The organism is Enterovibrio paralichthyis (assembly GCF_019209835.1).
Lineage (GTDB): Bacteria > Pseudomonadota > Gammaproteobacteria > Enterobacterales > Vibrionaceae > Enterovibrio > Enterovibrio paralichthyis.
Genome location: NZ_JAHUTS010000003.1, coordinates 245,447 through 259,686 on the forward strand (window position 1 = coordinate 245,447; position 14,240 = coordinate 259,686).

General features: G+C 52.0%; 14 protein-coding genes. 6 read left to right on the forward strand and 8 right to left on the reverse strand.

The window, feature by feature from the left end:
• The first annotated feature begins 260 nt into the window (after positions 1–260).
• Complete coding sequence (locus tag KU854_RS05360) at positions 261–2,660, forward strand: hypothetical protein (RefSeq protein ID WP_218357422.1); 2,400 nt, start codon at positions 261–263, stop codon at positions 2,658–2,660.
• A 28-nt stretch (positions 2,661–2,688) separates the two neighbouring features.
• Here the strand turns inward: KU854_RS05360 and KU854_RS05365 are convergent, their stop codons facing one another.
• The gene (locus KU854_RS05365) at positions 2,689–3,396 is read right to left on the reverse strand and encodes a DUF1223 domain-containing protein (protein ID WP_218357423.1); all 708 of its coding nucleotides are present in this window, start codon (positions 3,394–3,396) and stop codon (positions 2,689–2,691) included.
• 241 nt (positions 3,397–3,637) lie between these two features.
• On the opposite strand from KU854_RS05365, the gene KU854_RS05370 reads away from it, so the two are divergent.
• Both KU854_RS05370 and cutA read left to right on the forward strand, forming a co-directional pair.
• Entirely contained in the window at positions 3,638–3,832 is a 195-nt protein-coding gene (locus KU854_RS05370; protein ID WP_218357424.1) for a hypothetical protein, read from the forward strand.
• Between the two features lie 8 nt (positions 3,833–3,840).
• Positions 3,841–4,176, forward strand: coding sequence for a divalent-cation tolerance protein CutA (gene cutA, locus KU854_RS05375; protein WP_218357425.1), 336 nt, complete (start codon positions 3,841–3,843; stop codon positions 4,174–4,176).
• A 13-nt stretch (positions 4,177–4,189) separates the two neighbouring features.
• Here cutA and KU854_RS05380 read toward each other — a convergent pair whose 3' ends face one another.
• From KU854_RS05380 to fdhD, 3 genes are all read right to left on the reverse strand, one after another.
• Positions 4,190–4,636 carry a GNAT family N-acetyltransferase gene (locus KU854_RS05380; protein WP_054779186.1) on the reverse strand — a complete coding sequence of 149 codons (447 nt, stop codon included), beginning with the start codon at positions 4,634–4,636 and terminating at the stop codon, positions 4,190–4,192.
• Between the two features lie 143 nt (positions 4,637–4,779).
• Complete coding sequence (locus KU854_RS05385) at positions 4,780–5,187, reverse strand: VOC family protein (protein WP_218357426.1); 408 nt, start codon at positions 5,185–5,187, stop codon at positions 4,780–4,782.
• Positions 5,188–5,344: 157 nt separating this feature from the next.
• Positions 5,345–6,187 carry a formate dehydrogenase accessory sulfurtransferase FdhD gene (gene fdhD, locus KU854_RS05390; protein WP_218357427.1) on the reverse strand — a complete coding sequence of 281 codons (843 nt, stop codon included), beginning with the start codon at positions 6,185–6,187 and terminating at the stop codon, positions 5,345–5,347.
• 273 nt (positions 6,188–6,460) lie between these two features.
• Here fdhD and KU854_RS05395 point away from each other — a divergent pair, with 273 nt between their 5' ends.
• The 3 genes from KU854_RS05395 to KU854_RS05405 are packed head-to-tail and all read left to right on the forward strand — an operon-like array spanning position 6,461 to position 11,688.
• On the forward strand, positions 6,461–7,711 hold the full coding sequence (locus KU854_RS05395) for a sarcosine oxidase subunit beta family protein (protein WP_218357545.1): 1,251 nt from the start codon (positions 6,461–6,463) through the stop codon (positions 7,709–7,711).
• Between the two features lie 39 nt (positions 7,712–7,750).
• The gene (locus KU854_RS05400; RefSeq protein ID WP_054779143.1) at positions 7,751–8,062 is read left to right on the forward strand and encodes a sarcosine oxidase subunit delta; all 312 of its coding nucleotides are present in this window, start codon (positions 7,751–7,753) and stop codon (positions 8,060–8,062) included.
• The gene (locus KU854_RS05405; RefSeq protein WP_218357428.1) at positions 8,059–11,688 is read left to right on the forward strand and encodes a sarcosine oxidase subunit alpha family protein; all 3,630 of its coding nucleotides are present in this window, start codon (positions 8,059–8,061) and stop codon (positions 11,686–11,688) included. The genes KU854_RS05400 and KU854_RS05405 overlap by 4 nt, the downstream gene beginning before the upstream one ends.
• Positions 11,689–11,758: 70 nt before the next feature.
• Here the strand turns inward: KU854_RS05405 and KU854_RS05410 are convergent, their stop codons facing one another.
• The 4 genes from KU854_RS05410 to KU854_RS05425 all read right to left on the reverse strand — a co-directional run bounded on the left by KU854_RS05410 (position 11,759) and on the right by KU854_RS05425 (position 14,132).
• A complete protein-coding gene (locus KU854_RS05410; RefSeq protein ID WP_218357429.1) occupies positions 11,759–12,004 on the reverse strand; it encodes a Rho-binding antiterminator in 246 nt (81 codons plus the stop codon).
• Positions 12,005–12,126: 122 nt separating this feature from the next.
• Positions 12,127–12,666, reverse strand: a complete 540-nt coding sequence (locus tag KU854_RS05415; RefSeq protein ID WP_218357430.1) for a hypothetical protein — start codon at positions 12,664–12,666, stop codon at positions 12,127–12,129.
• A gap of 584 nt (positions 12,667–13,250) precedes the next feature.
• Positions 13,251–13,697 (reverse strand): DUF6691 family protein, encoded by a 447-nt coding sequence (locus tag KU854_RS05420; RefSeq protein WP_218357431.1) that lies wholly within the window; start codon positions 13,695–13,697, stop codon positions 13,251–13,253.
• Positions 13,698–13,706: 9 nt separating this feature from the next.
• The gene (locus KU854_RS05425) at positions 13,707–14,132 is read right to left on the reverse strand and encodes a YeeE/YedE family protein (RefSeq protein WP_218357432.1); all 426 of its coding nucleotides are present in this window, start codon (positions 14,130–14,132) and stop codon (positions 13,707–13,709) included.
• Positions 14,133–14,240 lie beyond the last annotated feature (108 nt).

The window sequence follows — 14,240 nt, forward strand, 5'->3', positions numbered from 1 at the left end:
TCTGGGTTTGCACAGTTCGTTGAGCACTCTCGGTGACGTCAAAAATTCCTTTAAGGGAAAAGTAAGCGAACTCCGTTCGGATAACCTCAGTCTTTAATATGAAAGCTAATATAAAACATAGGTATAGCTTCAGTTGCGCAGCATTTTTCTTGTTCATTTCCGTTCTCATTTTGAGACTCAAATTTCATATTTGAAACCTTTTTCCGCCTCAGCTATTGATTGATCCATGGTCACTCAGTTTGAAGTGATTGGAGGATGTGATGGCTAAACGAGATCTTGCAGTCGAAGCGGTAACAGGCAGCGTTTCAGTGATCAGTAATGCGGGAAAAATAACGCAACTGGTTGAGGGCGAATCGCTAAAGGCCGGTGACATTTTGGCAACGGAGTATCAGGAAGATGCATCGGTCACTGTCGATGGACATCTGATTGAGCTTCTCAACTCGCCAGTGGTGATGGGGAGTGATGAAGACACGCCCCTGGTTTGGCCGTCATCGACACCTGCACTGACCGTAGAAATCGTCAGCAACCAAATTGAACTGGTGGAGGTTGGGTCGCCCGTTGATTTCTCTCTGATGGAAAGCAAAGACGGCTCTTTGTTAGATTCATTGTATGAGGCCACCAGTACGTTGAACCCTGATGTCTCCCTATCTTCCTCCGCATTTACCTCGTTACTCTCTGTCCGTTATGGCACCTATGTTCTAGAGCAACTCGCTGACGAGATTGAAGACCGTCTGAATGAGAACGTCATTGTTGGCACATCTCAGGATGAGGAGATCTCAGGCACGGATGCTGACGACGTGGTTTTCGCACGGCAAAGCAACGATATCGTCTATGGCTTGGCGGGCGATGACCGTCTTTACGGCAGCCAGGGAGACGATCTGCTCAGTGGTGGTGAAGGTGATGATACTTTGTATGGCAGCGAAGGTACTGACGACCTGCAAGGTGATGCGGGGGATGACCTTCTCTATGGCGGCAATGCCAAAGACATACTCAATGGCGGAAGCGGCGACGATCTTCTCTATGGTGGAAAAGGCGTAGATTTTCTGTCGGGCGGTGCGGATAACGATACCCTCTATGGCGACGTAGGCAACGATACTTTAAAGGGTGACGAAGGGGATGACCGCCTGTATGGCGGCAAAGGTAATGACTCTATGCTCGGCGGTGCCGGTGAGGATCGCCTTTGGGGTGATAAGGGCAATGATACCCTGGCCGGTGGTGATGATAACGATCTGATATATGGCGGCGTCGGTAATGACTTGGTCAAAGGCGACAGTGGTGACGACACCCTCTACGGCAGTGACGGTAACGATCAGGTATTCGGCAACACAGGCGCTGATAAACTCTATGGCGGGGACGGCGATGACCTGCTGGATGGCGGTCAGGGAGATGATCATCTGAATGGTGGTAGTGGTGACGATACCTTGCTTGGCGGCGATGGGGATGATCTGCTTCTGGGCAGTAGCGGCAGCGATATTGTGTATGGTGGTTCGGGCAACAACACACTGACACTCGGCAGTGGCGACAATATCGTTGTGTACGATGGTGCCGGAAACGACAGGGTGACAGATTTCAGCACCCGCGATGACAAAATTGTCGTTCCCCGTTCGCTGGGATTCACTTCTCTGGTCAGTCTGGCACTGCTGCAGGTTGGTGCGGATACGGTTCTGACCATTGGCGGTAACACGCTAACGCTGAGCAATGTTTCTCTCGATAAATTGACTGACGACCATTTTATTTTCGCCAGTGATGATGCTTTTGCTACGTACACCTCGCAGGTTGAAATCTCTTTAGACCAGACCGCTGTGGTGAATGCCAGTCAGGGCAATTTCCTTGCGTCGGGAAATTTGCTCGACAACGAGGACTTGGTCGGCGGATGGCATGTTTCAACCATCACCCTCAATGGCGCGGTTTATGAGCTGGGTGTTGGCGTTGCTGTGATTGAAACCGAGCGTGGAGAACTGACGGTTTATGGCTACGGTGATGATGATCATGAGGCGGGTGACTATGTTTATCACGTAACCTCCGAAGCCGCTTTGGATGAGGCGCTGGATACTTTTGAACTTGGCTTTGCCAATGAAGTTGGCGATGAGATGTCGGCTGAGTTGTCTATCCAGACTGGCGTTGAGATAACAGACCTCGGCGATTTGGTCGACGACAATGCCCTTTCAGGCTTCTCAGACAATGACCTGTTGTTGGGGGATAGCCAGGACAATGTGCTGATGGGCTTCGCGGGTGACGATTTTATTGATGCGGGACTGGGCAATGACCTTATCACCGGTGGGCAAGGCTCGGACGATATGTATGGTGGTGAAGGTTCTGACACGTTTGTATTCCTTCAATCTGATGCGGCATTGGGCACAGTGGATACAATCCACGATTTCTCCCTTAGCAACGACAGCCTTGATCTCAGCGACATTCTCGCTGATGTCGCCAGTGAATCCCTCGACAGTTATCTGGTGTCGCTGGAAAACAACGGGGCGGGAGAAGCGGTACTTTCTGTTGCGACCACGGGTGAGGAGGTTGATCAGCAGATCACCCTGGCCAACCTGTCTGTATCCGACATCGCTGAAGGCCTGCAAATGATGGGCTCTTCAAGCGGTCAGGAAATCATCAATACGTTGATTGAGGAAAACATCTTACTGACATCATCAACGTTCTAAGGAAGGTTGAGAGGGAATGCTGGGTGGTTCAACGAGGCTCACCCAGCCAACCCGCCACGGTCTGCACCGGATCGCCGCCTTGCGTGGGAGTCAGCCAAACGGCAATCGCATCGGCGGCAGTATCAGGCACGGTAAAACGCCATTCGCTTTGTCCTGCTTTTTCGCCAAAAGCGACCACCACAAAATTATGCTCCAGCGTTTTACCCCGGTTTTCACCCCGTTTCACATCAGTGCGTTGGTTCATCGCCAGCAAAGCGTAATGGGCTTTAAGCGATTGCCCGTTTCCGTAGTGCAGATTCAGGGTTGAACCTTCAAGGTTTGCGGTCAGTGATGCGGCTTTCGGGCCTGTTGTGAAAGGCACAGGCTGGCGGGAGAAAAAGCCACGCCACTCCTGATCGTTAATAAACCATCCCGGAGTATAAACGCCGCTGGCACTGGCCTGTGTGACTTTTTGCCGTTGGCGTTGGGAAAACTCCGGTTTGGCAAAACGGTCCGGCCAGCCAATGTAATTCCAGTAATCGACATGAAAAGCCAGTGGGATCACCTCCGTCCATAACCCCTCTTGCGCTGCTAACCGGTTCAGGGCGGCATCCGCCGGTGGGCAACTGCTGCACCCTTCTGATGTAAAAAGCTCAACAACGGTTGCCGGTGAACCGTGATTTTCCCAAGTCTGGGCACTGGCCGATGCTGAAAACAAAGCGGTGAGGGCAACACTGAGCGCAAGGAGATATTGCATGATAAGGCTCCTAATCTGGACTGAAGACAGCAACTTCAGCGAATTCAGGTACAAAAGCAGACCAAAATAGAAAGGATTTACTTTCAATTGACCTTCATCCTTGTGCCATTTAACAAACCTGAATGGTCATTTGACTATGCTATTAGTAAAGACCAAAGACCAAAGACCAAAGACCAAAGACCAAAGACCAAAGACCAAAGACCAAAGACCAAAGACCAAAGACCAAAGACAGTGAGGCGCTATGAGAGTACTGGTTATTTTTCTTCTGACTTTATTTGTTGCCACAGGTTGCCGGATCACCAGCATTGAAGGTGAAACCGATGATGTGGAAATCAAGGTAAATTCGAAAGGGGATGGTGATTACGACCACGATGGTGATGACCAAGGCAAGGGGAAATTCTGCCCTCCGGGTCATGCCAAGAAAGGCCGTTGTTGAGTCAGCGCATGGCAGACAATATTGAAGCCTGCATTGTAATGACCACGTTTGCCGATGAGGATGTCGGCAAACGTATCATCAATGCTTTGCTGGAGAAAAAACTCGCCGCCTGTGTGCAGGTGATGCCAATCCATAGCTACTACCATTGGCAAGGCAAAGTGAAAAACGACAGCGAAAAGCTGGTTTTCATCAAAACCCTGACATCACTCTACGCGCAGGTTGAAGCGGAAATCTGTCGCCTGCATGACTACGATGTTCCCGAAATACTGCAAATTCCCGTTGGGGCAGGTTTGGGTGCCTATCTGGGATGGATGGAGGAAAGCTGTTCACCCAAAGGGGATTAACCTTCCATCACACTTACAGATCGAGATATAAACGCAGCATGTCTTTGTGCTGGATTCCGTTTTCCCACACCGGCTCTTCGTAGTTATCCAGAAAATGGTTTTTCACCACGCTTTCCACCCGAAAACCCAAACGCTGATAAAACGCCAACTGGTAGCCGAATGTACCGGTTCCTAGCTCAATCCGCTTTATGTCACGGGCTTTGAGCGAGGTAAGCACATAGCGCATCAGCCTGGTGCCCCAGTTTTTTCCCTGCAGATCCGGAGAGATAGCCAGGTTGGAAAGCTCCGCGACATGGCTTTTTTCCGGCGTTACCACACAGGCACCGACCACGTTTTCCTTATCCAATACCCCAAAACACCAGGAATCGAGCAGATAAGTCGCGATATTGGCGGCCGAAGGGTCTGCTTCCAGCAACAGGCTGGGCGGGATTTGTAAGGGTGAAATTTCAGCGAAATTCATAGTATCGCTGGCATGGTCGGTTTTCGATAACGCAGCTTTTCTGCGCGTTGACATTTTGCGGAAAGGTTCTGTTACTGCCATAGATTTTTAGGTTCGTGCTTGGGCCACGTCCGGTGAGGCTCGCAGCAGGTTGAGGTTGCTCACTAAGCCAAGGTGCAGCGCAACTCGACGGTATTACCCTGGGGGTCTTGGATGTAAATTGAATTGCCGAATCCTTGTGCACCATATCGCTTTTTGAATCCTTCTGTTTTCACACCATGGGAAGCGAGGTGTTCCAAAATTGCAGTCTCGTCCTGAGCGGCGATACGCAGGCAAAAATGGTCCATATTGTTTCCCGTTTCACCCGGTGCATCGCCTCCCAGTGCACCCAATTGACTATTAATGCTGACAATGTCAATCAGAGCATTTCCGGCACGAAGTTGGATAAGACCAACCTCGGGAGCGGTTTCCCGCTCTACGATACAGCCGAGCACCTCAGTATAAAACGTGACCATTTCATTGCGTTTGTCAGTTCTGAGAACCAGGTGATCTATGTCCAGAATTTCAAGCATATTTTCTTTCCAATCTGACAGACAGTCATCAAAGCGGGTTTTTCAGGTGCAAACAGGCCGGCAAACCCAGAATGTGGTGATATTTCAATCAATGAAGGTTCGGCTCTGAGGATAACGAATTTTTACAAATTCGGTTCAACTTTTGCGCGTTGTGCGATCAGGGTTCAAGAGTGTCGTGAGAAGCACGGTTGTAGAAGCGCGGTGAATCCGTGCGAGGCAGGTGCACCAGGTTCAGGTTGGTTTTGATGGCCGTGCTGACCGCCAGTGAGGTTGGGGTACCGAGGGTGATCAGGGTGCCTACCCCGGCCATCAGTGTTTTTTGCACCAACTCGATGCTGCACCGGCTGGTCACCAGAATCGCTTGTGAAGACATTAACGCTTTACCGCGAAGCGCGGTTCCAATCGCCTTGTCCAAGGCGTTGTGTCTGCCAATATCTTCCCGGCAAAGTAAGATCTCGCCCTTGTCATCGACCAATAATGCAGCATGAATGGCGCCACTGATATGACCGAGGGACTGCCATTGGCGCAGTGAGTCGCGCAATTTCAGGATGGCGGCATCGTTTAAGGGCTCAACAAAAGGCTGGGGTTCAAAACCCGGAATGGCCTGTTCGAGGGATTCTGCCCCGCAAATGCCACAGCCTGTGCGTCCCGCCAGGTGTCGCTTGGTCAGGGAAAGTCTGGCCTGGGCGCGGTTGGCGAGTTTTACATCCACAATCAGTGCATCGTCCTGCGGCTCAATGATGATGTCGTGCACTTCGGTACAGTCACGGATGATGCGCTCGGTGAAAGAAAACCCATAGATAAAATCTTCGACATCCTGCGGTGTGGTCATCATTACCGCATGGCTGACACCGTTATAACTGATAGCCAGCGGTGTCTCGCTTGGCAAAGTGGCAAAGCAAGTGGACTGATTGGCGTTGTCGAGATAGTGGTGTAGCGAGTGTGGGGGCAATTCTGCATTCGGGGTGTCAGACTCGTCTATCCGTTTTCGATTTGTCATGGGAAACCTTTTCAGCCGCTCAGACCCTAATCATAGTTCACTATCAAAGTTAACAGTCTACTGTGCTGAAACGGATGCCAAAACGGTGACATGACGCTTTGTCGCAAACGCAATGCCGTCAGGCGCAATCTCATATTTCCACCTTAACGCAGCACTCTACCATGAGCACATTATGGTGGCGGATTTCCGCCTACACGCGGTGAAATGGCTACACTTTTCGGTGCAGAGATCATCATTGCAGTTATCCTCAAACCGGCTAATCAGGACAAAGGAATGACACATTACTCAGGATTTGGGTTATTCAAGCATGCGCTGACGTTTCATGAAAACTGGCAACGGGCTTGGCGCAATCCGACACCGAAGCCCCATTACGACGTGATCATCGTCGGCGGTGGCGGTCACGGATTGGCAACGGCTTACTACCTTGCCAAAGAGTGCGGGGTTAAAAATGTCGCCGTATTGGAAAAAGGCTGGCTGGGCGGCGGTAACACGGCGCGGAATACCACCATTGTGCGTTCCAACTATCTTTGGGACGAAGCGGCACACCTTTACGAACATTCCATGAAACTGTGGGAAGGGCTGTCGCAGGAGCTGAACTTCAACCTGATGTTCAGCCAGCGCGGCGTGCTGAATCTTGGTCATACCCTGCAAGACATGCGTGATATTGAACGCCGGGTCAGTGCCAACCGCCTGAACGGCATCGACAGTGAAGTGCTGGATACCAAAGCGGTGCAGGATTTGGTGCCGCTGCTCGATTGCTCTGATAATGCCCGCTATCCGGTACTCGGTGCCAGCTGGCAACCGCGCGGTGGTGTCGCGCGCCATGATGCTGTTGCCTGGGGTTTTGCCCGAGCGGCAGACAGCCTGGGTGTTGATCTTATCCAGCAAACCGAAGTGACGGGTCTTCGTATTGAAGATGGCCGTATCAAGGGTGTGGAGACAGCAAGAGGCTTTATCGGTGCAGACAAAGTGGGTTGCGTGGTGGCCGGTAATTCCGGCGAGTTGGCGCGCATGGCGGGCATGACACTGCCGGTTGAATCCCACCCGTTGCAGGCCATGGTTTCAGAGCCCCTCAAGCCCTGTATTGATACCGTGATCATGTCAAATCAGGTTCACGGGTATATCAGCCAGTCCGATAAAGGGGATCTGGTGATTGGTGCGGGGATCGACAGCTATAACGGCTTTGGTCAGCGCGGCTCGTTCCCGGTGATTGAACACACCATCTCCGCCATTATCGAAATGTTCCCTTTCCTCAGCCGCGTGCGAATGAACCGCCATTGGGGTGGGATAGTGGATACCTGCCCGGATGCCTGTCCTATCATCAGCAAAACCGACATCAATGGGCTCTTTTTCAACTGTGGCTGGGGCACCGGCGGCTTTAAAGCCACGCCCGGATCCGGCCATGTGTTTGCCCACACCCTTGCCAATGACTCGCCGCATCCGCTGGCCGCACCGTTCAATCTCAACCGGTTTGTGACCGGCTACCTGATTGATGAACACGGCGCTGCGGGTGTTGCACACTGAGTTAACTGTCTGAAAACGTTGCGGGATTAAGGAAGAAAAATGCTACGGATTTACTGCCCCTACTGTGAAGAGCACAGAGAAGAAGACGAATTCAGCTATGGCGGCGAGGCGCACATTGTCCGCCCTAAAGACCCGGATGCAGTCAGCGATGAAGAATGGGGACACTACCTGTTTCATCGCCAAAACATCAAAGGCAGTCACCGCGAAATGTGGTACCACGCGACAGGATGCCGCAAGTTTTTCAACGTCCAGCGCAATACGGTGACTTACAAGATAGAAGCGGTTTACAAAATGGGTGAAGCCGCCCCAGAGACGACAACTTCAGGGAATGCTGGGGAGGCGAAAGCATGAGTCAGATTAACCGACTGGACCAAGGTGGGCGCATTGACCGCCAATCTTCTTTCACATTTACCTTTAACGGTGAGATTTATCAGGGGCACAACGGGGACACCCTGGCGTCGGCGTTGCTGGCAAATGGGGTGAAAGTGATTGGCCGCAGTTTTAAGTATCACCGTCCACGCGGCATTTTAGGCTCGGGCGCGGAAGAGCCCAATGCCATCCTGCAGGTGGGTTTGGATGACGCCACCACCTTACCGAATCAACGTGCAACCCAGACCGAACTCTACGACGGGCTGGATGCCACCACCGTGAATGCATGGCCGAGCCTTGACCGAGATGCCATGGCACTGCTGGGCAAGGTTGGCGGTGCCATGATGCCAGCAGGTTTCTACTACAAAACCTTTATGAACCCGCCATCGCTGTGGCCGACCTATGAAAAGCATATCCGCAACGCGGCGGGGCTGGGTGAGATCCCGAAAGCGCGGGATCCGGATTTGTACGATCACATGCACCAGCATTGCGAAGTGTTGATCATCGGCGCGGGCCCAGCGGGTCTGATGGCGGCAAGACAACTTGCGGGCATTGGCCTTCGCATTATTGTGGTGGATGAGCAATCCGAAATGGGCGGCAGCTTACTGCATTGCCGGGAGCAGATTGACGCCAAAGCCGCAACCGCCTGGCGTGATGAAACGCTGGCGCTGCTGGAGGCAGATAGCAAGGTCACCCTGTTACCGAAAGCGACCGCATTTGGCTACTACGATCATAACTTTGTCGGTGTGGTAGAGCGCAAAACCGACCACCTTGGTGATGACGTGCGGGGCATTCGCCAGCGCATCCACCATATCCGCGCTGCGCAGGTCTTGCTTGCGACCGGTGCCATTGAGCGTCCGCTGGTGTTTGGCAATAACGATTTGCCGGGCAGCATGCTGGCGTCGGCCATTTCTGTCTATCTCAACCGTTATGCGGTCGCGCCGGGTGAAACCCTGGTGCTTATGACCACCAATGACGAAGCCTACGACGCGGCAATCAGCTGGCATCAAAGCGGTAAGACGGTCGCGGCGATTGTCGATACCCGCAGCTTTTCGGATGGAGAGCGCGTCAGGCAAGCCAGGGAGTTGGGCATTGAGGTGCTGTTTGGTCATGCGGTCACCAATCTACAGGGCAGTAAATGCGTGACCGGCGCAGAGATCGTCCCGTTAGAAAAAGATGGCCGTTCGGTCACGGGCCCGATCAAAGTGATCAACTGCGATCTGGTTGCCAGCAGTGGCGGCTGGAGCCCTGCGCTGCATTTGAGCTGCCACACCGGTGGCCGACCTGTCTGGCGTGATGATATCGCCGCTTTCGTCCCTGCGGGCAATGTGGAAGGGATGGATTACGCAGGGTCTGTCGCGGGAGAAGGCACCCTGCTGGATGTGATGCAAAGCGGGGCAGACGCGGCTTCACGCATAGCTTCTGCTCTGGATGTGGTGCCGCTGGAAAGTGCGTTGCCTGTGGTAGAAACCTTCCAGACCGATCCAGCAATGGCGATGTATCTGGTGCCTTACCGTTTGCCCGTCAGCCGGGCACCTAAACAATTTGTCGACTTCCAGAATGACGTGACAGCAGCTGGTATCGAGCTGGCTGTGCGTGAAGGGTATGAGTCGATTGAACATATCAAACGCTATACCGCCATGGGTTTTGGTACCGATCAGGGGAAAACCGGCAACATCAACGGTATGGCGATTGCGGCAAGGGCGATGGGCAAAACCATTGCTGAAACCGGTACCACCATTTTCCGCCCCATGTACACGCCGGTGACCTTTGGTGCGCTGGCCGGGCAACACGTCGGTAAGCTGTTCGACCCAGAGCGCTATACTGCCATGCATCAGTGGCACATTGAGCACGGTGCCAAGTTTGAGGATGTCGGCCAGTGGAAGCGTCCGTGGTATTTCCCGAAAGAGGGCGAGTCCATGGAAGACGCGTTGGCGCGGGAGTGTAAAGCCACCCGCGACAGCGTCGGCATTCTGGATGCATCCACGCTCGGCAAAATTGATATCCAGGGCAAAGATGCCCGGGATTTCCTCAACCGCATTTACACCAACGGCTGGGACAAACTCGCACCGGGACGCTGCCGCTACGGCGTGATGTGTCATGAAGACGGCATGGTGTTCGATGACGGCGTGACCTCCTGCATTGCAGATGATCATTTCCTGATGACGACGACCTCTGGCGGCGCTGCGGGCGTGCTGCGCTGGCTGGAAGTGTGGCACCAGACGGAATGGCCGGAGCTGGAAGTCTATTTCACCAGTGTGACCGACCACTGGGCGACCATGACAATCTCCGGCCCCAACAGCCGCAATGTGCTCAAACAGCTGGTGGGCGACGAAGATGTTTCCGAAGAAGCCATGCCGTTTATGAGCTGGAAACCCATGATGGTTGCAGGCGTACCTGCGCGGGTGTTCCGCATCAGTTTCACCGGTGAACTGTCATTCGAGATCAACGTCAACGCTGACTTTGGCCTCTATGTTTGGGAGCAGGTGATGACGGCGGGGAAACCTTACAACATCACACCGTATGGCACAGAAACCATGCACATCCTGCGTGCAGAGAAAGGGTTCATTATTGTCGGGCAGGATACCGACGGTTCAGTGACGCCGCAGGATCTCAACATGGGCTGGATCACCGGCAAGCAGAAAACCTACAGCTTTATCGGGCGGCGCTCCTGGGCGCGGGAAGATACCTCGCGCAGTGATCGCAAACAGCTGGTTGGGCTGAGATGCACCGAGCCGAGCAAAGTGATCCCGGAAGGGGCTCAGGCGGTGGACAACCCCAATCACCCAATCCCGATGCCCATGGTCGGCCATGTAACTTCGTCTTATCACAGCGCATCGCTGGGTTACTCGATTGCGATGGGCATGATTAAAAACGGCCTTAACCGTGAAGGGGATTATGTCTACTTCCCCCTGGCAGATGGCACCACTTTGAAAGCGCAGATTGTCAGCTCCGTCTTTTACGATGTGAAAAACGAAAAACCGACACAAACCCATGACGAAGAGGTTGCGCCACTGAGTGATTCATTCGCGCCTGTTGTGCGTCGCGCCCTGCAACATTTGGGGCAGACCCACCCTGATAACTCGCCAGGTGTTCACCTCCATGAGCGTAAGGAAGTGAGCCAGATGGTGTTGCGCGGTGAGGCAACGGCAGAGTTTGCTGCGGGCGTGGAATCGGCGTTAGGAGTGACCTTACCTACTTCCCCCTGCACTTCTGAATCGAAAGGACGTATTGAAGTGTGGTGGCTTTCACCGGATGAATGGCTGATCCTCGGCTTTGACGACAGCGCAGCAGCGCTGGAAGAGAAGCTAAGGGCAGCGCTGAGCGGCCAGTATTCGGTGACGGATGTCAGCGGCGGACAGACGCTTTTGACGCTGACAGGCTCCCACGCCAAAGATGTGCTGAAGAAATCGACCTCTTACGATGTGGACGGCAGCCATTTCCCGATGGGCAAATGTGTTGGGACGACGTTCGGCAAAACCCAGGTGTTTCTCCGTCACCACAGTGAAAACTGCTATGACCTGATTGTACGCCGCAGTTTTGCCGATTACACCGCACTGTGGATCCAGCAATCGGCTGAAGAATACGGATTGGCGCTCGACTGTTAATCTGTATTGAAACAAACCCAAAGCCCGCATCAACTGCGGGCTTTGTTGTTTTTATCCATCGAGATTCAGGTTAATCAAACCGGACGCGGGAAAAGTGCGGATTATCGACGGTGACTTCGAGAACAGAAACGGTGTCCAGCACAACCAGTTTGTCGCCACTTGGGGTTTCAATGGCGATGCATTCGGCTTTATCGGCATTTCTGACGGTATCTTGGGCTGTTCCTTCCTCGACGTCACCATTTTTCATTGTCAGCCTGACGGGGTAGTGAAACAGACAGACAATTTCGACGTAGTCGTAGTCAGAGCAACTGATCATGTAAGTTCCTAAGTCATTGGCTATTGCTTATCAGTTAAGCAGAAAAAAGGGTGCCATAGGCACCCGAGGAAAGCAAAAGGGATGTTTCATTGTTATTATATGTGACAGCGTCACTTATTCGTTTAGAAGGCAACGTCTCCAAATTGGTTTTTGCCCGGATCTCCCGCCAGCTCGGTTTCCGGGTAGACATCGTTTTCCCAGCGTAGCGTCTGCACGACGCAGCCATCGGTATCGGCCATCGCCAAGGTTTGTGATGACGGAGCGCAATCGGGTTGATGCGCTTGGTAAATCGTGGTTGAAACCGTCACAGTGTCTTCTGGTTGTTCGTCAACATATACCATAGAGAGTTTGTCTTCCGGCGTTCCCTGGCGTATCAGCCAGCGATAGCTCTTCTGCGCCAGTTTCTCTCCCACCTCGCCATGCCAGAATATTTCTGCGCCATACACGGCCAGCGCGTTGCGGTTCAGCAACAGGTAGGCATCCAGCTCGTCCCTTGCGCGGATAACCCCGTTATCGTTTACAGCAACGCTGTACTGATAGTGGACGGGATAGCCAGAGGTTTTTGCTTCTTGATAAGCAGTGGAATTGGCAGATGTGGTATTGCAGCCGGAAAGGGCTAAAAGGATTGTGCTGCCTACCAGTGAACCGAATACAAACTTCATGGTTACGCCTCCATGCCATGTTTAAAAATTTAAAGCATGCAACAACTGCAAAAGCTATCCCTGTATTAGCAATCAGCCGGATAATAAGGTTAAGTGGTATTTTCATTTTGTCTGGAAGAATAATTTAGAGTATCTACAAATTTGTTCTAGTTTATTTTTTTACACTATACATGCGATGTCTTTTTTATGAGTCATCACTTGAAAGTGAAGGGATGCATTGATAGCTAACAAGTTGAATAAGATGAAGTAATGAATTGGCGTTTGCTCACGGAATTTAATATGAAACGGGTTTTTTCATCTCAATTTTAAACAAAATGAGACACTGAGTTATATTTCTCATTCTTTGAAGATAATCACAGTGGAAAATACCCAAATAACCTGAAACCTGCATCTTCAGGTCGTTTAGGTGTATAGCGTGATTCATTGTTTCAGTAGGAGGCGATGAAATAATAGCCAGTGAATAAGAAGTTGGATATTTATGGAGTATGTGTAAGGAATTTAGTTTTCCATACTTGTAAATTGCGTTATTTGGATAAAAAAAAGCAAGGTAATTAACCTTGCCATTTTTAGTGCTGGGTAGGGGTTTAGCTTTGTGAGCGAAGAGCAAACGCTGCTTTTTTCTCTGTAAGCATACTCACGATAAACATACCCGCGACCATGCTCAGTACAAACAACCCGACAACCGGCGCACCTGAACCCAGAGCCGTGATAGCAGGGCCGGGACAAATACCGGCGATACCCCAGCCGATACCAAACAGCGCTGAACCACCAATCAGTTTCTTATCCAGCTGGGTGTTGTTGCTTAGGCAAAAAGTTTCAGCCAGCACAGGCTTTGGCTGCTTTTTCACCAGCAGAAAATAGCCGGGTGCAAATACCATCAATGCACCGCCCATAACGAATGCGAGGCTCGGATCCCAATGACCAAAAATATTGAGGAAGCCAATGACTTTTGCCGGATCTACCATGCCGGAGATCATCATGCCAAGGCCGAATAAAAAGCCAGCGATGAGCGAAACAACGCGAAATAACATGATGACTCCTTAAACGTGAAAGCGAATGAAGACAGTAACAACTGCCGCGGCCATGAAAGTCAGAGTCGCTGCAATTGAACGTTTTGAAAGTCTACCCATACCGCAAATGCCGTGACCACTGGTACAGCCGTTAGCCAGCTTGGTACCCATGCCCACCAACAAGCCCGCAGCGACGGCTGAAAGCGGCGTTACTGCTGGATCCAGTGCCGCAAAGTCCGGAAACGCGAAACCCATCGCTGTGGCGGTAAAACCTGCCGCAACCATGCCTGCCAGGAACAACAGGCGCCACGAGAACTCGCCTTTGCTTGGTTTGAGTAAGCCACCGATGATGCCGCTGATACCGGCAATTCTGCCGTTCAATGCCAGCAACACCAGACCTGAAACGCCCAGAAGCATGCCTCCGAATAGGGCATCCCACGGGATTTGGAATGTCATTGTCTCTCCCCAAAAAAAGCTGTGAAAACTGTGGCGGAAACGCCAAGAAGTGAGGGAATGATATCGACTCATGAATATAAGTCAATTCTAATTTAGATGATTGTGAAT